General features: G+C 30.7%; 22 protein-coding genes and 1 riboswitch. Of the genes, 16 read left to right on the top strand and 6 right to left on the bottom strand.

All coding sequences use genetic code 11. The annotated features are described in order from the left end of the window. Positions 1-38: 38 nt before the first annotated feature. Positions 39-323: a co-chaperone GroES gene (gene groES, locus CUEA01_RS11740; protein ID WP_234121792.1), complete on the top strand. Its 285-nt coding sequence runs from the start codon at positions 39-41 to the stop codon at positions 321-323. A 33-nt stretch (positions 324-356) separates the two neighbouring features. Further along, the gene (gene groL, locus CUEA01_RS11735; RefSeq protein WP_234121791.1) at positions 357-1,991 is read left to right on the top strand and encodes a chaperonin GroEL; all 1,635 of its coding nucleotides are present in this window, start codon (positions 357-359) and stop codon (positions 1,989-1,991) included. 42 nt (positions 1,992-2,033) lie between these two features. On the opposite strand, the gene CUEA01_RS11730 is transcribed toward groL, so the two are convergent. After that, positions 2,034-3,785: a GGDEF domain-containing protein gene (locus CUEA01_RS11730; protein ID WP_234121790.1), complete on the bottom strand. Its 1,752-nt coding sequence runs from the start codon at positions 3,783-3,785 to the stop codon at positions 2,034-2,036. A gap of 325 nt (positions 3,786-4,110) precedes the next feature. Further along, positions 4,111-4,208: riboswitch (purine riboswitch) on the top strand. 86 nt (positions 4,209-4,294) lie between these two features. Here CUEA01_RS11730 and guaB point away from each other — a divergent pair. The 4 genes from guaB to CUEA01_RS11710 all read left to right on the top strand — a co-directional run bounded on the left by guaB (position 4,295) and on the right by CUEA01_RS11710 (position 10,501). Then, positions 4,295-5,752 (top strand): IMP dehydrogenase, encoded by a 1,458-nt coding sequence (guaB, locus tag CUEA01_RS11725; RefSeq protein ID WP_234121789.1) that lies wholly within the window; start codon positions 4,295-4,297, stop codon positions 5,750-5,752. A 234-nt stretch (positions 5,753-5,986) separates the two neighbouring features. Next, positions 5,987-7,519 (top strand): glutamine-hydrolyzing GMP synthase, encoded by a 1,533-nt coding sequence (gene guaA, locus CUEA01_RS11720; protein WP_234121788.1) that lies wholly within the window; start codon positions 5,987-5,989, stop codon positions 7,517-7,519. Between the two features lie 580 nt (positions 7,520-8,099). After that, positions 8,100-9,653: an AAA family ATPase gene (locus CUEA01_RS11715; RefSeq protein WP_234121787.1), complete on the top strand. Its 1,554-nt coding sequence runs from the start codon at positions 8,100-8,102 to the stop codon at positions 9,651-9,653. Beyond that, entirely contained in the window at positions 9,650-10,501 is an 852-nt protein-coding gene (locus tag CUEA01_RS11710) for an HNH endonuclease (protein WP_234121786.1), read from the top strand. The genes CUEA01_RS11715 and CUEA01_RS11710 overlap by 4 nt, the downstream gene beginning before the upstream one ends. Positions 10,502-11,336: 835 nt before the next feature. Here the strand turns inward: CUEA01_RS11710 and istB are convergent. From istB to CUEA01_RS11690, 4 genes are read right to left on the bottom strand one after another with little or no spacing between them, the layout of a single operon-like run. Continuing rightward, entirely contained in the window at positions 11,337-12,095 is a 759-nt protein-coding gene (gene istB, locus CUEA01_RS11705; protein ID WP_234121785.1) for an IS21-like element helper ATPase IstB, read from the bottom strand. 8 nt (positions 12,096-12,103) lie between these two features. Beyond that, on the bottom strand, positions 12,104-12,514 hold the full coding sequence (locus CUEA01_RS11700; protein ID WP_234121784.1) for a Mu transposase domain-containing protein: 411 nt from the start codon (positions 12,512-12,514) through the stop codon (positions 12,104-12,106). 42 nt (positions 12,515-12,556) lie between these two features. After that, positions 12,557-12,799: a hypothetical protein gene (locus CUEA01_RS11695; RefSeq protein WP_234121783.1), complete on the bottom strand. Its 243-nt coding sequence runs from the start codon at positions 12,797-12,799 to the stop codon at positions 12,557-12,559. Positions 12,800-12,820: 21 nt separating this feature from the next. After that, entirely contained in the window at positions 12,821-13,084 is a 264-nt protein-coding gene (locus tag CUEA01_RS11690) for a hypothetical protein (protein WP_234121782.1), read from the bottom strand. A 485-nt stretch (positions 13,085-13,569) separates the two neighbouring features. Here CUEA01_RS11690 and CUEA01_RS11685 point away from each other — a divergent pair, with 485 nt between their 5' ends. The 10 genes from CUEA01_RS11685 (at position 13,570) to CUEA01_RS24930 (ending at position 18,932) form a co-directional block, all read left to right on the top strand. Then, the gene (locus CUEA01_RS11685) at positions 13,570-13,794 is read left to right on the top strand and encodes a hypothetical protein (protein WP_234121781.1); all 225 of its coding nucleotides are present in this window, start codon (positions 13,570-13,572) and stop codon (positions 13,792-13,794) included. Continuing rightward, the gene (locus CUEA01_RS11680; protein WP_234121780.1) at positions 13,794-13,949 is read left to right on the top strand and encodes a hypothetical protein; all 156 of its coding nucleotides are present in this window, start codon (positions 13,794-13,796) and stop codon (positions 13,947-13,949) included. The genes CUEA01_RS11685 and CUEA01_RS11680 overlap by 1 nt, the downstream gene beginning before the upstream one ends. A 3-nt stretch (positions 13,950-13,952) precedes the next feature. Continuing rightward, positions 13,953-14,708: a peptidoglycan recognition protein family protein gene (locus CUEA01_RS11675; RefSeq protein WP_234121779.1), complete on the top strand. Its 756-nt coding sequence runs from the start codon at positions 13,953-13,955 to the stop codon at positions 14,706-14,708. Continuing rightward, positions 14,705-14,794 (top strand): peptidoglycan-binding domain-containing protein, encoded by a 90-nt coding sequence (locus CUEA01_RS25150; RefSeq protein WP_329603993.1) that lies wholly within the window; start codon positions 14,705-14,707, stop codon positions 14,792-14,794. Before CUEA01_RS11675 ends, CUEA01_RS25150 begins: the two co-directional genes overlap by 4 nt. Before the next feature lie 49 nt (positions 14,795-14,843). Then, positions 14,844-15,131: a hypothetical protein gene (locus tag CUEA01_RS11670; RefSeq protein WP_234121778.1), complete on the top strand. Its 288-nt coding sequence runs from the start codon at positions 14,844-14,846 to the stop codon at positions 15,129-15,131. A 1-nt stretch (position 15,132) separates the two neighbouring features. Beyond that, entirely contained in the window at positions 15,133-15,255 is a 123-nt protein-coding gene (locus CUEA01_RS24935) for a hypothetical protein (protein WP_268906159.1), read from the top strand. 137 nt (positions 15,256-15,392) lie between these two features. Continuing rightward, a complete protein-coding gene (locus tag CUEA01_RS11665) occupies positions 15,393-16,520 on the top strand; it encodes a hypothetical protein (protein WP_234121777.1) in 1,128 nt (375 codons plus the stop codon). Positions 16,521-17,132: 612 nt separating this feature from the next. Beyond that, a complete protein-coding gene (locus CUEA01_RS11660) occupies positions 17,133-18,575 on the top strand; it encodes an ATP-binding protein (RefSeq protein WP_234121776.1) in 1,443 nt (480 codons plus the stop codon). Between the two features lie 64 nt (positions 18,576-18,639). Then, positions 18,640-18,810, top strand: a complete 171-nt coding sequence (locus CUEA01_RS11655; RefSeq protein ID WP_329603977.1) for a type II toxin-antitoxin system Phd/YefM family antitoxin — start codon at positions 18,640-18,642, stop codon at positions 18,808-18,810. After that, the gene (locus CUEA01_RS24930; RefSeq protein WP_268906158.1) at positions 18,807-18,932 is read left to right on the top strand and encodes a hypothetical protein; all 126 of its coding nucleotides are present in this window, start codon (positions 18,807-18,809) and stop codon (positions 18,930-18,932) included. Before CUEA01_RS11655 ends, CUEA01_RS24930 begins: the two co-directional genes overlap by 4 nt. Before the next feature lie 783 nt (positions 18,933-19,715). Here the strand turns inward: CUEA01_RS24930 and CUEA01_RS11645 are convergent. Further along, complete coding sequence (locus CUEA01_RS11645; RefSeq protein WP_234121774.1) at positions 19,716-20,486, bottom strand: GNAT family N-acetyltransferase; 771 nt, start codon at positions 20,484-20,486, stop codon at positions 19,716-19,718. Positions 20,487-20,606: the final 120 nt, after the last annotated feature.

The raw sequence follows: 20,606 nt of genomic DNA, 5'->3' as shown, positions 1-20,606 counted from the left end.
GTTTATAAAATATTTATATATTTAAGGAGGGGTTTAAAATGAAAATTAGACCACTTGGCGACAGAGTCGTTATAAAAAGATTAGAAGCAGAGGAAACTACAAAAAGCGGAATAGTTTTAACTGGTTCAGCTAAAGAAAAACCACAGAAGGCAGAAGTTTTAGCAGTAGGTCCAGGAGGAATTTCTGATGGAAAAGAAGTTAAAATGGAAGTAAAAGTAGGAGATATAGTTTATTTCTCAAAATACAGTGGAACTGAGATTAAACTTGATGGTGAAGAAGTAATCATATTAAAACAAGATGATATTTTAGCAGTAGTTGAATAGTAAGAAGTTTTATAAATTTAGGAGGGATTTTAGATGGCAAAGCAAATATTATACGGAGAAGATGCAAGAAGAGCTATGCAAAAAGGTGTAGATAAACTTGCTAATACAGTTAAGGTTACACTTGGACCAAAGGGAAGAAATGTTGTTTTAGATAAAAAATTTGGTGCACCACTTATAACAAACGATGGTGTTAGTATAGCAAGAGAAATCGAACTTGAAGATCCATATGAAAACATGGGAGCACAACTTGTAAAAGAAGTTGCTACAAAAACTAATGATGTTGCAGGAGATGGTACTACAACAGCAACACTTTTAGCACAGGCTATAATAAGAGAAGGTTTAAAGAATGTTACAGCTGGAGCTAATCCAATGCTTATAAGAAACGGAATTAGAAAAGCAGTTGAAACTACAGTTGCAGAATTAAAGAAAAATTCTAAGCCTGTAGATGGAAAAGAGGATATAGCAAGAGTTGCTTCAATTTCAGCAGCAGATCCTGAAATAGGAAAATTAATAGCTGATGCAATGGAAAAAGTAGGCAACGAAGGCGTTATAACTGTTGAAGAATCAAAAACTATGGGAACTGAACTTGATGTTGTTGAAGGAATGCAGTTTGACAGAGGATATTTAAGCCCATACATGGTTACAGACAGTGAAAAAATGGAAGCAGCACTTGACGATCCATATATCTTAATAACAGATAAAAAAATAGGAAACATACAAGAAGTTCTTCCAGTACTTGAACAGATAGTTCAACAGGGAAAGAAGCTTTTAATCATAGCTGATGATGTTGAAGGAGAAGCTTTAGCAACATTAGTAGTTAACAAATTAAGAGGAACTTTCACTTGTGTTGCTGTTAAAGCGCCAGGTTTTGGCGATAGAAGAAAAGATATGTTAAGAGATATAGCTATACTTACAGGCGGAGAAGTTATATCAGAAGAATTAGGAACTGAATTAAAGGATGTAACTTTAGACATGCTTGGTAGAGCTGAAAGTGTTAAAATATCAAAAGAAAACACTACAGTAGTAAATGGAAAAGGTGACAAAACTGCAATACATGACAGAGTTGCTCAAATAAGAGCTCAAATTGAAGAAACTACTTCAGATTTTGATAGAGAAAAGCTTCAAGAAAGATTAGCAAAACTTGCTGGTGGAGTTGCAGTTGTTAAAGTTGGAGCTGCTTCAGAAACTGAACTTAAAGAAAGAAAATTAAGAATAGAAGATGCTCTTGCAGCAACTAAGGCAGCTGTTGAAGAAGGTATAATAGCTGGTGGTGGTACAGCTTATGTAAATGTATTACCAGAAGTAAAGAAATTAACTGATGAAGAACCAGATGTTCAAGTTGGTATAAATATAATAGTAAGAGCACTTGAAGAACCAGTTAGACAAATTGCTCAAAATGCTGGACTTGAAGGTTCTGTAATAATAGAGAAAATAATACACAGCGACAAAGGAATTGGATTTGACGCTTTACGTGAAGAATATGTTGATATGATTAAAGTTGGAATTGTTGATCCTACTAAGGTTACAAGATCAGCACTTCAAAATGCAGCTTCAGTTGCTTCAACTTTCTTAACAACAGAATGTGCAGTAGCAGATCTTCCTGAAAAAGAAAAACCAATGGGACCAGGAGCAGGTGCACCTGGAATGGGAATGGACGGAATGTATTAATTCCATAAAAATTAAGCAGACATTAATTTGTCTGCTTAATTTTTATATATTTTCAATTACATAACTGCTGTGTTTTATCTTTTTGCTTTTTTTCTTTAATTTAGAAACATATAGTGCTAAATCATCGCTGGTTTTAAAAAGGTTTGTATTGCCACATATACCTGCTATGGAAATGGAAGTTAAATTAAAAATATCTTTATTGCCATTCCGATCAAAAGCTTCTATATATCCATTTAACCTATCTTGCTCATTGAAAAAGGTAAGTATGCTGGTGTCAAATTCATTTATTATAATATCACTTAGTTTTTTACAGCTTTCTATTGAAGTTTCAATTATACATACGAAATCATCACCGCCTATATGTCCTACGAAACTGCATGCAGGAAATAAAGCAGTCACTTGTTCTTTTATTAAATTTGCTGTGAATTTTAATAATTTATCCCCATTTTCAAAACCATAATTATCATTATAAACTTTGAAATTATCTAAATCAAAATACAAAATTCCCAAAGTATTATTTGATGTTAAAGCCATGTCAAATTTTCTTTGGATTATTACATTCCCTGGTAGACCTGTTAATGGATTTAATTCTTTAGCATATTCTTTTTCCATAGCTGTTGTAAATTCTAATAAGTTTTTAATGGTAACAATGCCATAGTATTTACTGTTGTTTGTGACTATTACATAATCATATAAGCTTTCATTTGACCGCTGCATTGCCATTTTTACTACAGCACTCACATTTGTATTGTAATCCACTGTGAGGGCGTGTGAGTCCATAATTAAGTAAACAGGACGTTTGTTGAATACAGCTACACCATATTGTGTTGCAAGCATAGAATCTAATGTATGCTTCATAACAAGGCCTACAGGGATATCGTTGTTAATTATGCAGGCACCAGATGCAGCTTCCAAAGAAAAGTATTTTTTTATTGTGCAGCATAGTGTAGTTATTTCAAAAGCTTGATGATTTTCAGCTATTTCGCCTATTTTACTATTTGTTATGTCAAAAGAATTGGTTTTTATATTATTGTATTTAATGATAGTATCTTTTATGTAAGGTGGAATTTCATGAAAATCCTCAGAAGGTCTTTTTAGAAAGAAACCTTGGCCGGCATAGACATCCATTGCAATTAAAGTTTTCAATTCGGCCTCAGTTTCTATTCCTTCAGCAATTAGCTTTGTCTTTGTAGTTTTTGAAAATTCAACTAGTGCTTTTACTAAAGCTTGTTTAAAGGAATCTGTATCAATGTTTTTTATAAGTTCTATATCAATCTTAATGTAGTGAGGTTTTGTTTCACATAATGTTTTAAGACCAGAATAGCCAGCACCGGTATCATCTATAGCTATTTTATAACCTTGCTCAGTATAGTTTCTTAATATTTTAACAAAGTTTTTGTAATCTGATATTGCTGTTCTTTCTGTAATTTCAAATATTATAGAGTCAGGTGAAATATTATTTTTTACGAGAAATTCTTTTGTTAAACCTTTTTGAAATTTTTTATCTTTAATTATTTTAGGATCTACATTTAAAAACAAAAATTTATCATTAATTAGGTTTTTGGAACGTTCTATAGCCTTGGTTCTGCATGCAAGTTCCAAATCCCAAGTCTTGTTAAATTCTTCAGCAGTTGAAAATAATTTATCTGGAGAGTAGAGTGGAGAGGTTTCAGGCCCTCGACTTAGGGCTTCATAGCCTATAATTGAACCATCTAAGAGTGAAACGATAGGTTGAAATACTGTAGTTATATTTTCGTTATTTAATATTTTTTCTAATTCATGTAGAGAGTTCATATTTTCACCTCTATTAAGCTAATTTGTAGTTTTTTAAAATTAGCATGATTTACTTTTAATTACAATTAGTTTAAGCTTACAATTTTTTTGTTTAATAAATGTAAATATAACGTTAAATCTAAGTTATATGTTATAATATATAAAATAATATGAAAGTAAAAAAATGAAATTTGTAATTTTGGCTTCATTTTATAAATTGAAAAGAAAGTTTTTAATCAGAAATGAAATATTTATGATTGACAAAATGCAAAATTTTGAATAAAATAGAGAATAAAATAAATTATAATAAGTTAAACAAGAGAACTTGCAAATATTGTAAATGTAAATTTATAATAGCTGGTTTACTCATATATACCTTGGATATGGCAAGGAGTATCTACCGAAAACCTTAAATTTTCGACTATGAGTGATTTTGGTATGTTATTTAAGGCATGCTGATTTTCACTTTAAGGAAAATTAGTGTGCTTATTGTTTATAAAAAAATATTATCTGAAAGGAAGTTATATATAATGGGAAAAATTATTAAAAAAGCCTATACTTTTGACGATGTGTTACTAGTTCCTAATAAATCAGAGGTTTTACCTAGAGAGGTAGAATTAAAAACAAATTTAACTAAAAAAATAAAGTTAAACATCCCCCTTATGAGTTCTGGAATGGACACTGTAACTGAATCTAAAATGGCTATAGCAATGGCTAGAGAAGGCGGAATAGGAATAATCCACAAAAATATGACTATTGAAGAACAAGCTAATGAAGTGGATACAGTTAAGAGACAAGAAAACGGAGTTATAACAAATCCATTTTCACTTTCTCCAGACAATTTAATTCAAGATGCCCTTGATGTTATGAAAAGATATAGAATTTCTGGTGTACCTGTAACAAATGAAGACGGAAAGCTTGTTGGAATCATTACAAACAGAGATATTGTTTTTGAAAATGACTATACAAGAAAGATAAAAGAACTTATGACTTCTGAAAATTTAGTTACAGCTGCAGAAGGAACAACTTTAGAAGAAGCAAAGAATCTTCTTAAAGAACACAAAATCGAAAAACTTCCTTTAGTAGATGATGAATACAAGCTTAAAGGACTTATAACAATAAAAGATATTGAAAAAGTAAGAATATATCCAAATGCAGCTAAAGATGATCAAGGAAGATTATTGTGCGGTGCAGCAGTTGGAGTTACAAACAATATGATGGAAAGAGTAGAAGCACTTGTAAAGGCATCTGTTGATGTTATAGTTCTTGATACAGCACACGGACATTCACAAGGAGTTATGGAAGCTGTAAAGAAAATTAAAGCTGCTTATCCAGAACTTCAAGTAATTGCAGGAAACGTAGCAACAGGAGAAGCAACAAAAGACCTTATTGAAGCTGGAGCTGATTGCGTAAAAGTAGGAATTGGACCTGGATCAATATGTACAACCAGAGTTGTAGCAGGTGTTGGAGTTCCTCAGCTTACAGCAGTTATGGATTGCGTTGAAGTTGCAGACAAGTTTGGAGTTCCAATAATCGCTGATGGTGGATTAAAATATTCAGGAGACGTAGTAAAGGCTCTTGCAGCAGGTGCTAAAGTAGCTATGCTTGGATCAATGTTTGCAGGTTGTGCTGAAGCTCCTGGAGAAATTGAAATATACCAAGGAAGAAGCTATAAAGTGTACAGAGGAATGGGTTCCCTTGCAGCTATGGCATGCGGAAGTAAGGATAGATATTTCCAAGAAGGAAACAAAAAGTTAGTTCCAGAAGGTGTAGAAGGAAGAGTTCCATTTAAAGGTTCAGTAACTGATACAATATTCCAGCTTTTGGGGGGAATAAGATCAGGTATGGGATATCTTGGTTCTAGAACACTTCCTGAATTAGCAGAAAAAGCTACATTTGTTGTCCAATCATCATCTGGACTTAGAGAAAGTCATCCACATGATATATCAATAACTAAAGAAGCTCCGAATTACAGTGTTAATCAATAGGGATAAATAACTTGAAAATTAATTTGTGCCAAAATGATATCTTTTAAGCATTTTGGTGCAAATTAATTTTGTTAATTTAGGCGTTTTAGTGTAAAATAATTATACATATACCGGCTCAGCTATTAAAATTCATGTGCACCAAAATGCCTAGAAGACGTCATTTTGGTACAAATAAATTTTAGTTTCGCAATGGTATATCTTTATATAATGGATTTTAAATTTAGGAGGATAACAATGGAAAGACAATTAGTATTGGTTATTGACTTTGGTGGTCAATACAATCAACTTATAGCCAGAAGAGTTAGAGAACATAATGTATACTGTGAAATAGTTCCATATACTTATTCATTGGATAAAATAAAAGAAAAAAATCCTAGTGCAATAATTTTCACAGGTGGACAAAATAGTGTATATGGTGAAGGTGCACCAAAGGTTGATAAAAAAATATTTGAACTTGGAGTTCCTGTACTTGGCATATGCTATGGTCACCAACTTATAACTTATACACTTGGTGGAGAAGTTACTAGTTCAGAAATAAGAGAGTACGGAAAAGCTGAAGTTAGTTTAAGTAGTGCGTGCAAATTATTTGATGGTATAGAAGAAAAAAATTCTTGCTGGATGAGTCATACAGATACAGTTGCAAAGGTTCCAGAAGGTTTTAAAATTGTAGGAAATACAAAAGTTTGTCCAGTAGCAGCCATGATAAATGAAGAAAAGAATATATATGGAGTTCAATTCCACCCAGAAGTTTTACATACACCTTTTGGAAATCAATTTTTCTCAAATTTCTTATTTAAGATTTGCAATTTAAAGGCTGATTGGTCAATGTCTGCTTTTGCAGAAGAAAAAATTGCACACATTAAAAAAATAGTTGGCGACAAAAAAGTTTTATGTGCTCTTTCAGGTGGAGTAGATTCATCTGTTGCAGCGGTTCTTGTACATAAAGCAATTGGTAAGCAGCTTACATGTGTATTTGTTGACCATGGTCTTCTTAGAAAAGATGAAGGAGACCAGGTTGAAGCTATATTTAGAAAACAATTTGACATGAATCTTATAAGAGTTAACGCCAAAGATAGATTCCTTGGAAAATTAAAAGGCGTTTCTGATCCTGAAAGAAAGAGAAAGATAATAGGAGAAGAATTCATAAGAGTATTTGAAGAAGAAGCAAATAAGCTTGGAGAAATAGATTTCTTAGTTCAAGGAACAATTTATCCAGATGTTGTTGAAAGCGGAACAGCTACTTCAGCAACTATAAAGAGTCACCACAATGTTGGAGGACTTCCAGAAGATATGCAATTTAGCCTTATAGAACCTTTAAGAGAATTATTTAAAGATGAAGTAAGAGCTGTTGGAGAAGAACTTGGAATCCCTCATAAACTTGTATGGAGACAGCCATTCCCAGGACCAGGACTTGGAATAAGAGTTCTTGGTGAAGTAACTGAAGAAAAGCTTGAAATAGTTAGAGAAGCAGATGCAATTTTCAGAGAAGAAATTGCAATTGCAGGTCTCGAAGAAAAAATATGGCAGTACTTTGCATGCCTTCCAAACATCCATTCTGTTGGAGTTATGGGTGACGGTAGAACTTACTGTGAGACTATAGCTTTAAGAGCTGTAACATCTTCAGATGCCATGACTTCTGAATGGGCTAGAATACCTTATGAAGTTTTAGACAAAGTTTCAAGAAGAATTGTTAACGAAGTTCACGGTGTTAACAGAATTGTTTATGACATAACTAGTAAACCACCTGCAACTATTGAGTGGGAATAAACCATAAAATAAAAATGAAGTTTTTACGCTGATGTTATAGGAATTTGCGAGTTATAGAAAGGTTAATTTTATTTAAAACCAATTAATTTCCCGCCAAAATCCCCACCAAAAATCTGGTGTAGTATGAAAGCTTACACTCCTGTTGAGATTTAACAGGGGTGTTTTTTTAATCTTTTGTAAAATAACAAAATGCGAAAATTAGAAAAAGAGTTATAAGAATATGCAATGGGAAAAAGACTAAAGTAAGAATTTTTGCTTAACAAATCTAATTTTCTTCAGATAAATGGAGAAGATTAATAATATATGGAGTATAATTGAATATATGATATTTCGTATATGTAGAATATTGCGCCATAAATTTATGACTGTTTACAAAGATAATTCGCAATATTTATTAATTAAAAACCAATGATTATTTCTATTTTCATGAAAGAGTTTATATAGAAAATCTAATTCCATTTGGCTAAAGTATACAGGATGCAAAGTTTTGAGTTTTTAGTTGAAAGAATATATACATAATACATAGTATCATGAATTTAAATCTTATTTTATAAGTTTGTAGAAATGAGGAATATGCACTATGAATTTTATTATAACGGATGCTTCTAATTATGATAGTGATTATAATAATGTTTATCTTAAAAATAATAATTGGGACGATTGGTTTGAATTTGAAACTCTTTATGAAGTTTACTATTTAAAAAAATATATCGGAAGTATTAAAATTGGAAGGAAAGGACAAAATGAACGTCGTGCTTCACTTCCAGAATCTTTTGAGTGCTTGCCAGAAGGTTTTTTTTCATTAGGTATAAATACAAGCTATTATGCAAATTTAAAAAGCTGCGATAAAAGAATTGAAATATTGATGGGATTAAAAGATGTGGCATATGATTTAGATTTATTTAATGAAATTGTTAATCAGAGAGTAACTCAAGTTTCTTTATTAAGAGATATATCTAAAAGTACAGTTAAAGGTCAATTTCACAGAATTGCGGATGGTGGAGCAGTATTAACAGACTATGATTTTAAATATATTTTACCGGATATAGACTTTGTTACGGGAGAAAAACAAAGTCTTGATTTCCATGTGGATGCAGAAAATAATACCCCTTCTAGTAATATTCACGTTTTTATCGGAAATAATGGCATTGGTAAAACCACCATAATAAAAGGGATACTTCATGCTTTGTTATTTGATGATGAAGTTGAAAAGTATGGAGTTATTGAAACTGGATGGGGCGAAACTTTTTCAAATATTGTAAATATTACGTTTAGTGTTTTTGATGATCCAATCTGTCAAGGGGATATTCCTAATAATAAAATTCCATATACGTATATTGGATTAATCTATGCACAATATGATGAAGATGGAAACAGAAATAAATATGCAAAATATAATCAACTCTCTCATTTATTCTTTGAAAGTTATTATCAAATTATTAAAAGCAACATCAAAAAAGAGTTATGGAATCGTTCAATTGACATTCTTCAATCAGATAGTACGTTCAAAGATTTAAATATTAAAGATTGGAATAAATATACATTAATTCGAGAGAAAATTTCAAAGGAAATAGATGAAACTGAAACTCAATATAAAAATCGGGTTGAACGTGAATACTATAAAACAATAGTATATGAAAAATTTTCTTATCTTAGCTCAGGGCATAAAAATATTTTATTAACGCTTGTCAGTTTGGTTAACTACGTTGAGGAAAAAACTTTGGTTATACTAGATGAACCAGAAGAACACCTGCATCCACCACTTGTAGCTGCTTTTATCCGTGCGCTTTCAGTGCTATTAACATATAGAAATGGTGTTGCTATCATAGCCACACATTCACCAGTTATTGTACAAGAAGTACCCAAAAAATGTGTTTGGAAAATTCGAAGAAAGGGAAAATATCGTATTTTTGACCGCCCTGAAATTGAAACATTTGGCGAAAATCTGGGAGAACTTACTACAGAAATATTTAGTTATGATGTTGAAAAGTCTGGTTTTCATGCCTTATTGAAACAAGCTTCGGAAAAAGCAAATTCATATGATGAAGCATTATCATCATTTAATGGAGAACTTGGAAATGAAGCAAAATCAATATTAAGGGCCTATATGTACGATAAGGAAAATGCAAAATGAAGAAAATAAATAAACCCAAGAATGATATTATCGTCATTTTAGATAATTGCATTGCAAATATGAATAATCCAAGAAAAGAGCATATTGAAAAAGTTAAAACATCAATTATCGAACAAACAACTAAATATGATAATTTAGCAACAGTAGGACAACTTTTTACAATTCATGAACATGATAATGTGAATCATATCGCAACAAAAGATGATATGGAAGCATTATATAAGCAGAAATTTGTACCCAAAGATCAACCCAATAGAGAATTTTATGATAAAATAATGCTTTTAGCTCCAAATGGCAAATGTCCTTATTGTAAACAGAATATTGCTAACAATTTAGATCATTTCTTACCAAAATCAAAATATGTCACATTTACTGTTACTCCCTATAATTTAGTTCCATCTTGTTCAGCTTGCAATACGGACAAGCTAGCTTCAACTTTTTCTAGCTATTTGGAGCAACCTTTTCACCCATACTATGATGATTTTGATGATTCCGTTTGGTTAAAAGCTAAATTAATTGAAAATGAAGACGTTTCATTTCAATTTTATGCTGATCCGCCTTCATCTATAGATGCTTATAAAGCAGAACGTATAAAGCAGAGCTTTTCAATTGATGGTTTTGGACTCAATAATATATATAAGGTTCATGCTCCTGAAGTATATCAATCTTGTTTTCATCGAATAAAAATTTTATTTGATAAGGGAGGGAAAAGCTTAGCTGTAAATAGGCTGATAGAGTATATAGAGGATGAGCAATCTATTAATATTAATTCGTGGAAAGCAGCTATGTATCAAGCAATGATCAATAGTGATTGGTATTGGGATATATATTTACCTAGACTTGTATAGTTTTCCAATTGTGTCAGCAGAGTCAATATAGATAATTCTAACTTAGAGAAGAAAAGATTTGTTATTCTGAAATTGGAGATTGAGAAAATACCGTGTGTCGGTGTGGAAACAGAAAAGGATCTGATATGTGGGATATAATACTGTAGATTCATTGGAAATTATAGTACAATAATAATAACGATTACTTGTTTGGAGTGGTGTACGATGATTAAACAGATTTATGAGTACGGATTTGGCAAAATGAATTAGCCTTTAGCGAGGAGAAATGAAAGGCTAATCCTAAGTATTATATTGATTCAGCACTTGAAAAGCGAGATAGGACAGATCAATTTGATTTAGTGAAACGAATGAAACCATAGGTGAGTTTATGGTGTTTATGAAATATCGGTATAAAGAAATTGGTGTAAGAATTAAGGAATTTCGTAGGGTGCATTCGCCATAAAGCTTGTACGAATGACATAAGCCAGAAGAGAAAAAACCTCCTTGTCCGATAGGGAGTTTTTTGTCATATAAAATTAGTTTTCATATGTATGAAAATTTTGCTCATATATTCTTTTTCTTTCACGGTATTATTTTTTAAGTCTGAAATCAGAAATTCAAGTATTGCCTTCTATTTTCCATCAGCAATAACTAAAGATTTTCTCAAAGATTCTTGAGTATGATACCGATGTTGAAATTTAAATCTTGATTCTGCGAAAATCATACCTTGACCTATCTCTGTTGTCGTAAAAAGTTTATAGCAATATTATTCTAATTATAACATGTAAATGTCAAGGTCAAAATGCAGAAAAGTTCCAACATGAAAATGCATAAATATTGCAAGGTTAATTTCTAATTATCTAGTTCCTTTTTCTTGTTGAATTAACTCATAAACATCCTTGGTCCTGTATGAAGGAACAATTATTTTTACGATGTGAGAATGATGTAGTAATCTATCTAATATTGCATTAGCTAAAGTTACATCTGAAAAAACATCACCCCATTTACTAAAAGGTTGATTAGTTGTTACTATTGTAGAGGTATGTTCATACCTCTTTGTTATAAGTTGAAAAAATAAATTAGCACCTAATTGATCGATTGGAAGGTATCCTATTTCATCAATTATTAGTAATTTATATTTATTATAATGTTTTAATCTTACTTCCAATCGATTTTCTTCATATGCTTTTCTTAAATTTTGAATTAAATCATGGCAAGTGATAAAATAAGTAAGATATCGCTTACTTGCTGCTTCAACGCCTATTGAAGTAGCTAAATGTGTTTTGCCAACTCCTGATGTTCCATAAAATAATGCATTTTCTTTATTTTCAATAAATCTTAGAGAACATAAATCTTTAATTTGAGACTTGTTAACCGAAGGTTGAAAATCATAATCAAATTGTTCTGATCTCTTTACAAAAGGAAATTCTGCTACAGTTATCTGTATTTTAGAAGCTATTTCATTTTTATATTCAATTTCTTTATCAGTTAGATGCACAAGTGCATCTAACACAGAAATTTCTTCTTTTACAACAGTATCTAAATAATTAGGAATATATGAATACATTTTTTCTAATTTTAGTGTTTCTAAATTATTTAATAATTTTGCATACATAAAAATCTTCACTCTCCTAATAATATGTCCATCATAGACATATTTTCTTTTATAAATTCATCTATCTTTTCATCTGTTAGATGCTTACAAGCATCTGAGTTCAGTATTTCATGCATATGTCCAATTTTATAATTATATTTATTTTCACTAAGCGGATGACATACAATAAAATCTTGGTTATAATAAATACTGATGTTACCATCGGATGTTTCGGTAACATTAAATTTTGAACCAATATATTTGGTTGGGACAGAGTATTTTTTACCTTTGTAATTAACCATAGATTCTTTTTCGCAGGAGACGTATGATATTAACAGATCTAGTGGGGGCAATGGTTTAAAATACTCTAATTCTTTATTTAAGCGACTTAGTGGTTTTTCATTTATTGCTTGAGATACTTCGTTATTTATTTCTTCCATAAAATTCTGTACTATTATTTCTAAATCATCATAGCTTTCAAATTATCCATTATAAACGGATAAACGATTAGTAAGACGTGCAAGGGATTCTACTTTTCCTTTTGTTTGTGGTCTATATGGTCGGAAGGCAATAGGAATAAAGCCAGCATCATCTGCAAAGTATTTTAAAATTTTATTAAATTCAACGCTAGAAAATGTTGATTTACTTCTATCTACTACTGTTTTCATATTATCAAATAATATTTCTTGCGGTATTCCACCAAAATATTTAAATGCAGAGATCATGCATTTGAATAGTGTCTTTTGTTATCTATCTGTTGTTAATTGTACATATTTTATCCTTGAATAACCAAGCACCATAAGAAAAATATTTATCTTAAAAATCTCACCATTTTTATTTATCATAGTTAGATTTTCTTTCCAATCCACCTGGGCTTGCAGCCCTGGAGTTGTTTCAAATCTAATAGTCGCTTTTTGTGTTTCAACTTGCTCATGTTTTTTTACAAATGCAGCTACAGTACTATATTTGCCAGCATATCCTTTTTTCTCAATAAACTTATACACTGCCATGGCAGTGGCACTATAATTATCTACTTTCTCAATAATGGTAGATTTATAGCTATCAATTAGGGACTTATAAATTCTTGATGAATTTTTAGCTTGTAGTTTCTTAGAATTGATTTATATATATCTATCAACTGTTCTTGAATCGCAATTAAATCTTCTTGCTAATTCACTTTTATTCAATAGGCAATGCTCCTCTCTTGTATATTTTTTTAATTTGTTATGTACATCTTTTCTCAATTATAATTGCACCTTCTTTATTAGAAGTTTTATACAATTATAACTAAAAAATGGCACATAAAAAGTGCATAAATCCTTACATTTTCATGTTGGAACTTTTATGCACTTCCATATTAACATTTACAAGTGAGTGTAAAGATTGTATACAAGTTAAAAATATTCAAGAAGACATAAAGGATATTTACGAAAGACTTCGAGAAGTTTAAAAATTCTCCTTGAGTGGCAGTGAACAAATCAAGATGATTTTTAAAATGCTTAATGAAATTAGGGGGAGCATAGATAAAATAAGTGATAAGATTGAAATTATAAATAAAACTGCCGTAAATAATGAAAAAGTACAAGATATTGAAAGAGAAATAGAAAAAATAAAATTCAGATCTACAGAAGATTACTCAAAAATTAAATTAGCAGTTACAACCTCAATATGTACCGGAATTATAGGTACCATACTGGGGTTTATTTTTTCAAAGAAATGATGAAAGGAAATGATCTTATGAATATTAATCAAATAAATTTAAAAAAGAATGGTTCCTTAAGCTATGGTAACAGCCCAAATAAAATTATATTACATCATGCGGAAATGGATGGGGATATACAAGCAGTTAATCAGGTACATTTAGATGATGGTTAGACTATGATAGGTTACAACTATTACGTGTGTAAAGATGGCTCCGTTTGGGAAGGTAGACCCACAGAAGCAATAGGGGCACATTGTTATGGTCAAAATGCAACTTCAATAGGGATTTGTTTTGAAGGTGATTTTATGAAAGACGTTATGGATGAGGCACAATTCAATTCAGGTGTGGAGCTCTGCAAATATTTATTACAGCAGCATTCAGGAATTAAGGAAATTGGAGGTCATAAAAAATACTATGATGCGGATTGTCCAGATACTAATTTCCCATTATATAAAATGATTAATGCCGCATTAGCTGGTGGTTCTGTTAATGTTATTGCTGTAGCAAATACATCAAATAATATACTGAGATTATGGAGTACTGGTGATGCTGTAAGGGATTTGCAAGTAAAGCTTAATAAGTTAGGTTATGGTTTAGCAGTAGATGGAATATACGGGCAAAATACATTTAATGCAGTAGAGCATTTTCAATCAGCTCATGGTCTCAGTGTAGATGGTATTGCTGGACCTAAAACAATGGAAGCCATCAATTCCATATCTGCTGTATTTACTCCTAACGGTTCAATTAAGAAATTACAGGGTATTGTAGGAGCTGTACAAGATGGTATTTCTGGTTTCGAAACTTTAGGGAAATGTCTTATGTTACAAGTAGGCAGTCAGGGCGATATTGTTAAGTGGTTACAGTATGTATTAAACAGTTTATGCCATGAAGAACTTGCTATGGATGGGATTTTGGAACAGCTACAAAAATAGCAGTTCAGAACTATCAAGCTAGTAAGGGGTTAGTGTCAGACGGTATTGTCGGACAGGGAACGTGGAAGAAAATCTTAAGGCTATAAGTTAAATCTTATGGTCTTTTTTTATATAAAATTTTGGAGGTAATGAATCATGAATATTAATGTAAATCAAACTATTGCGTATCTTTTATATCTTATTGCTATCGGAATTGGTGGTTATGTAACTAAGGTTTGGAAAGCTAACAGTAGCAAATTACTTAAGTTAAAAGCTAAAGAAGATGAGAGGGCAGAGAAGTTACTTGGTCAGCAGAATTATAACGCTGCTAAACAAATTGTGGTTGATAGTGTTTATAAGGTTGAGCAGTTAGCAAAGGAAGCGGTAGGAGAACAATGGAACTTTAGACAAGCATTCAAAGGCTATTCAATTTGTAAGCTCTGAATTGAATAAAGCTGGGCTAACACTTTCTGAGGAAGATATCTACAGTATAATTAAAACTACGGTTGGATATATAAACGCTGGTAAAGTTGAAGCTACAGCAAATGTAAATACAGTTGGATTATAATTTCATTTTAATAGGGGTATAAAAAATAGCGCATGCACATTTTAAAATAATTTTTATTTTTTTAAAAATTAGGTAGGAATAATTGGATTTTTGAAGAATATCTACTTATATTAATAGATTATGGGGGAGTGAAATAGATGAAAAGTATGTATATTTATGACGCATTAATTGATATAAAAAAAATAATATTTACAGAAAACAATTTACTAGATAAATATAATAAATTAATTAATTCATTGAATTATGCAATTAATAGGGCTAATAAGTTAGATATAATAAAAGAACCACTTAATGATTTTTATTCAGCTAATGATAAAATAGAAAGGGAATTAAGACAAAGCTATAGTGAATACTATAAAAAAACAATTGAAGTTTATGAAATAAATAAAATTGTAGGGGATATATTTTGTGATGAATTAAGAATTATTATTGAAAATAATGGGGTTTCAAGTCCAAATACAATCAACACACTTATTGCTCAGCTTAGTAGTAATTCAAATAGGCTAAATTTGTTATTGACTGAATTAAATAAAATTATAGAATTGTTAAATGTTACAAGAGAAATACAGTATGGTGAATTTAAAAAGGATTTTCCTGAAAAGTTTGTTTTGGAATTTAAGATAAATAATGAGGTGCGTAGTATTGATGGTGTAAAAAATAATATAGATATGGTGGATAAAATAGCAAAAAATTTTGCAAGGCTAACAGAGGAAATTTCGCCCGAAAAAAACATTGTTTATTCTTTAGATGATGGTTCAGTTATTTTAGGACTGGTAATAACTCATGTAAGCCTTCTTGCAATTTTACAGTGTGTTACGGAATTTTATAAAATTAAAAAGGTAAGGGAGGAATTTAAAAGGGAGTTTCAAAAAAATATTTTGTTTAAGGAGCTTTCCGATGAGCTAAAAGAGAAAATAAGACAGGAAAAAGAGCCTAAAGTTAGTGTTGAAAATTTAACCAATATACTTATGACAGAATTCTACACACCGCAAAAAGGTGAAAACGAGAATGAATTGAATACATTAATAAATAAAACAATAAAAGATATTGGCAATATTATAGAAAACAATGGGCAAATTAATGTACTTAAAGAAAGTAAGGATGAGATATTATTAGAAGCAAGTGGCAATGAAGAATTTGATAAATTAAAGCAAGTAATAGAAGATAATAATAAAGCTATAAAAGAACTAAAAGATTATAAAAAATATATTAATAAGTTAGATTGCAATGATGAAAATATTAAAAGGCTAGAAAATAAAGATTAGGCTTAAGCTATTATTGTTACTTGAAAAGTTATAATTAATATTTTCAATACTGGTTTCTAAGTTGGAGTTAAAAAGCGTACTAAAAACGTACTAGAATTTTTTCAAAACAACAAAAACACAATATTTTTTGAATAATATATATAATGAAAACACGTAGTATCAGCATTTGACACTACGTGTTTATTTATATTGATAGAGTGGAAATAGAATATATAAAGTTCGCAAGTCTTATAAAATAATGGCTTGCGGACTTTTCTTTTATGCTATGATTCAACTTTAAATTTTCAAGAACATCTACCACTTTATTTTGGTACCGAGAGAAAATGCATCTTACGTATGAGTCATTTATTGAATTAATTAATATACTAATTTTTATTTTAATTTAAAAACTTTAGAGGTATAATTTAGAGATAAACCGCTTGAAACTTCAAAATTAATTTGTATCAAAATGACGTCTTCTAGGCATTATGATGCAAATTGGTTTTGGTAGTTTCAGTATATATTCATAGAAAATTGATAAATTAGAATTGTTATTAAATATAAGACGGTATGAATCAGTGAAAAAAAGTAATTAAATCAGTTATTTTATAATAAGTGCAAGGAAGTGAGTTTTTGAGTATTACAGAGTTAATAGGTGAAGCTACAGAGTATGATAAAAAGAAGGCTTTAGAAGTAAAGAAACCAAAGAGTTGGTGCAAGAGTGTAAGTGCATTTGCAAACGGAATTGGGGGAGCATTGATTTTTGGCATTTCAAATGAGGATGAAGTCGTTGGTCTTATTGATGCTGAACATGATGCAGAAACCATAAGCGAACAAATAAAAGAAAGACTTAATCCAATTCCAAACTTTAATTTAAGATTTCATAAGACAGAAGATGGAAAGAAATTGATAATTTTGGATGTGTATGCTGGAGATCAGACACCATATTATTATGAAGCGGATGGATCATTAATGGCATATTACAGACTTGGCAATCAAAGTGTACCGGCAACACCAGCAAAGTTAAAGGAACTTGTACTTAAGGGAAGTGTTGCTTCTTATGACAGTTTAAAGTCAAAATACAGTTTTGATAATATGGCATTCACGAAATTGAAATCAACTTATAAGATGAGGACAGGGATACAGTTTGAAGATTCTGATTATGAGTCATTTGGTATTATTGATGAGGAAAAAAATTTAACAAATGCTGGAGCATTACTTGCTGATGAATCACCTATTAGATATTCAAGATTATTTTGTACACGTTGGAATGGATTAGATAAGGCACCAGGAATAGTGGATGCAATTGATGATAAGGAATATTCAGGTGGATTAATAAATCTTTTGCAGGATGGAACAGATTTTGTTATTAATAATTCAAAAAAAGCATGGAAAAAGACTACTGATGGAAGAATTGAAATGCCTGATTATCCTGAAAGAGCTGTTTTAGAGGGCCTTGTTAATGCTTTGATTCATAGAAATTATTTAGAAGTTGGAAGTGAAGTGCATATTGACATGTTTGATAATCGCATTGAAATATATTCACCTGGAGGAATGTATGACGGTACTAAGGTGCAAGAAAGAGATTTAATGCAAATACCATCTAGGAGAAGAAACCCGATTATTGCAGATATTTTTAATCGTTTGAAATATATGGATCGTAGAGGCAGTGGATTTAAGAAAATTCTTGGTGACTATAAAATCCAGCCACAATATCATGAGAGCATGCAACCGAAATTTAATTCTGATAATGATTCTTTTTTGCTTGTTTTGAAAAATCTAAATTATGATAAATCAAAAGAAACAAAAAGCGGCGATAAAAAAGCGGCGATAAAAGGCGGCGATAAAAAAGCGGCGATAAAAAGTGGCGACAAAAAAGTTACTAAGAAAACGCAGCAACAGTATGATTTTATTCTAGAATTCATGAACTATGGAAAAGAGTATGGTATACAAGATTTTTGTGATTTATTAAAACTGAAAAAGAGTCGAACCAAAGTGATTTTGAAAGGTCTGATTGATGAAAACAAAATTGAGATTTTTGGTGCAAATAAGGATAGAAAATATAAGTTAAGGTAGCAATTCGAAAAATCTAGTATCTATGACAGAAGCAAATCAGAATTTTTCCAGAGTTGCTAAGCTTGTGGATGAGAACGGAGCCGCAGTTATTTTAAAAAACAATGCATCGAGATATATTGTCATTGAATATAGTAAAGTTCAGAAAAATGAAAGTGCAGATGATCAGATGGTTGAAGATGTGGCAAAGCAAATACTTGCAAAACATGCAAAGGCATTCGAGGAACTGTCTAAATGATAATATGCCATGTATGTGGAATGTTCAGACAAAGAACTGGTACAGTTGGGTTAGGAGTTGCTTCTGATGCTATAAATCAAGAAGAATTGGTGTCATGGATTATCACTCATACAGATAAATAGAATAAGTAAAAGAGCAAGCAATTGTGTGTATAGATAGTATATATTTATACACGAGCATGCTCATTTTTTTATTTTTCCTTATATACAAATTGCCTAGTTTTTCCCATAATATAGGCAAACTTTATTATAGATTTCTCTTCTTCTGACATTTCTCTATTATAAATTTTTTAAAACTGATTTATTAAGGCAAGCAGTGCATGGTCATATTGTGTTTTCGCGCAAGTTCTGTCAGTTAATCAAGTTATAGTTAACTGTGGTATCGGAGAATTTGATTTAGGATATCTTTCAACAGATGAGAGGTTAATTTACAATAGCAAAAACACAATATTTTTTTATAGGCTATGTTTTAATAATATATATAATGAAAACACCTAGTATCACCGTTTGACACTACGTGTTTATTTATATTGATTGAGTAGCAATAAAGAATAAAACAAAATTGAAGTTTTTACGCTGATTTAATGAGGATTTACGAGTTATAGGAAGGTTAATTATAATAAAAATTAATTGGTTCTCAGCCAAACTCCCCGCCTCAAATTAATGATGCATGAAACAATCTCCTTATCTTAACCAGATGAGGAGATTTTTGTTTTAACTATATATTCCTAATTAATTTTTATTTTAATTTTGAAATAACTCTCATTATATTCTTTTTCTTTTATAGAATAATTTTTTAAATATAATCTAAGAACTTAATAATTAGATTTATAAAAGAACATCAATGGAACTTCCTTTGTTTCATAAAAAATAAAGATTGTGACTTAGAACAATATATTATTGTTTTTATAAAAGCGAATAAACATCAAATGCCTTATCAAAATGATAGCCCAATTTTTCCGATAAAGCTACTGAATCCATATTTGATGCTTCCCATTCAGGGTAGATGCCTCTATCAAGGCAAGTCAAAATTAAGCTGGCGGCACAGGCTGCAGCAAGTCCCATTCTTCTATGTTCTTCTAAGGTTCCTATTGTTACTCCAATGGTATTTTTATATGTATTATATGAGGATGCAATGCAAACAATTTGTCTATCTTTGCATACAACATATCCCAAACCATTTTTCTTGAAATCCTCATATGACCTAAAAAAACAGCATCCGTCAGCAGCCCAACCTATATTTAGAACTTCCTTGTATATATCATAATCAATTTGCTTAATTTTATATGCAGGCTTAATTTTCTTAATTAATTGTTTTAAAGTATTCTTATCAAAAACATTGGGTTCATGCTTTATAGCATACCTCTTGTAGCAGCGAACTTTTTCGGAAAGGTATTCATTCAAATATTTAGCCCACTGCAGTGTACATGGGATAATAATCTTAGATCGAGCATTCTCCTCTAATGTCTGCATCATTTTATCAGGGTGTTTTACCTTACCCAGAAGGTAGCAAAAATCCGCCGCAATAACAACAGCTTCTTCTGGATGTACTACATCGTCCACCCATGCAGCACAGTAGGGATTACCTTCAAGAAACCATAACAACATAGTATCATCTTTTTTGTAGGAACAAAGTTCCTTTAAATAATGTCTGTCGGAATCATCAATTTTTATCATAACGCATCTCTTCTCTCTTATTTATTTTCATAAATTTATATAATTTAAATAATAAATTAGCCTTAATTATATCATTACAAAGAGCATCTTTTTATATTTAACTAATACGCGATAACCGTC

The organism is Clostridium hydrogenum, from assembly GCF_021432385.1.
Lineage (GTDB): Bacteria > Bacillota > Clostridia > Clostridiales > Clostridiaceae > Clostridium_S > Clostridium_S hydrogenum.
Note: the sequence above shows the minus strand (reverse complement) of the source record. Positions and strands in the feature narration are given on the sequence as shown.

Excerpts from the sequence above, each read along its gene's own strand:
- CUEA01_RS11695 (WP_234121783.1), bottom strand. The coding sequence starts at position 12,799 with ATGATCTCTGCATTTAAATATTTTGGTGGAATACCGCAAGAAATATTA.
- CUEA01_RS11670 (WP_234121778.1), top strand. The coding sequence starts at position 14,844 with ATGAATATTAATGTAAATCAAACTATTGCGTATCTTTTATATCTTATT.
- CUEA01_RS11665 (WP_234121777.1), top strand. The coding sequence starts at position 15,393 with ATGAAAAGTATGTATATTTATGACGCATTAATTGATATAAAAAAAATA.
- istB (WP_234121785.1), bottom strand. The coding sequence starts at position 12,095 with ATGTATGCAAAATTATTAAATAATTTAGAAACACTAAAATTAGAAAAA.
- CUEA01_RS11730 (WP_234121790.1), bottom strand. The coding sequence starts at position 3,785 with ATGAACTCTCTACATGAATTAGAAAAAATATTAAATAACGAAAATATA.
- CUEA01_RS11675 (WP_234121779.1), top strand. The coding sequence starts at position 13,953 with ATGATAGGTTACAACTATTACGTGTGTAAAGATGGCTCCGTTTGGGAA.
- CUEA01_RS11645 (WP_234121774.1), bottom strand. The coding sequence starts at position 20,486 with ATGATAAAAATTGATGATTCCGACAGACATTATTTAAAGGAACTTTGT.
- groES (WP_234121792.1), top strand. The coding sequence starts at position 39 with ATGAAAATTAGACCACTTGGCGACAGAGTCGTTATAAAAAGATTAGAA.
- CUEA01_RS11715 (WP_234121787.1), top strand. The coding sequence starts at position 8,100 with ATGAATTTTATTATAACGGATGCTTCTAATTATGATAGTGATTATAAT.
- CUEA01_RS11700 (WP_234121784.1), bottom strand. The coding sequence starts at position 12,514 with ATGGAAGAAATAAATAACGAAGTATCTCAAGCAATAAATGAAAAACCA.
- guaA (WP_234121788.1), top strand. The coding sequence starts at position 5,987 with ATGGAAAGACAATTAGTATTGGTTATTGACTTTGGTGGTCAATACAAT.
- CUEA01_RS11690 (WP_234121782.1), bottom strand. The coding sequence starts at position 13,084 with ATGGCAGTGTATAAGTTTATTGAGAAAAAAGGATATGCTGGCAAATAT.
- guaB (WP_234121789.1), top strand. The coding sequence starts at position 4,295 with ATGGGAAAAATTATTAAAAAAGCCTATACTTTTGACGATGTGTTACTA.
- CUEA01_RS11680 (WP_234121780.1), top strand. The coding sequence starts at position 13,794 with ATGAAAGGAAATGATCTTATGAATATTAATCAAATAAATTTAAAAAAG.
- CUEA01_RS11685 (WP_234121781.1), top strand. The coding sequence starts at position 13,570 with ATGCTTAATGAAATTAGGGGGAGCATAGATAAAATAAGTGATAAGATT.
- CUEA01_RS11710 (WP_234121786.1), top strand. The coding sequence starts at position 9,650 with ATGAAGAAAATAAATAAACCCAAGAATGATATTATCGTCATTTTAGAT.
- CUEA01_RS24930 (WP_268906158.1), top strand. The coding sequence starts at position 18,807 with ATGATAATATGCCATGTATGTGGAATGTTCAGACAAAGAACTGGTACA.
- groL (WP_234121791.1), top strand. The coding sequence starts at position 357 with ATGGCAAAGCAAATATTATACGGAGAAGATGCAAGAAGAGCTATGCAA.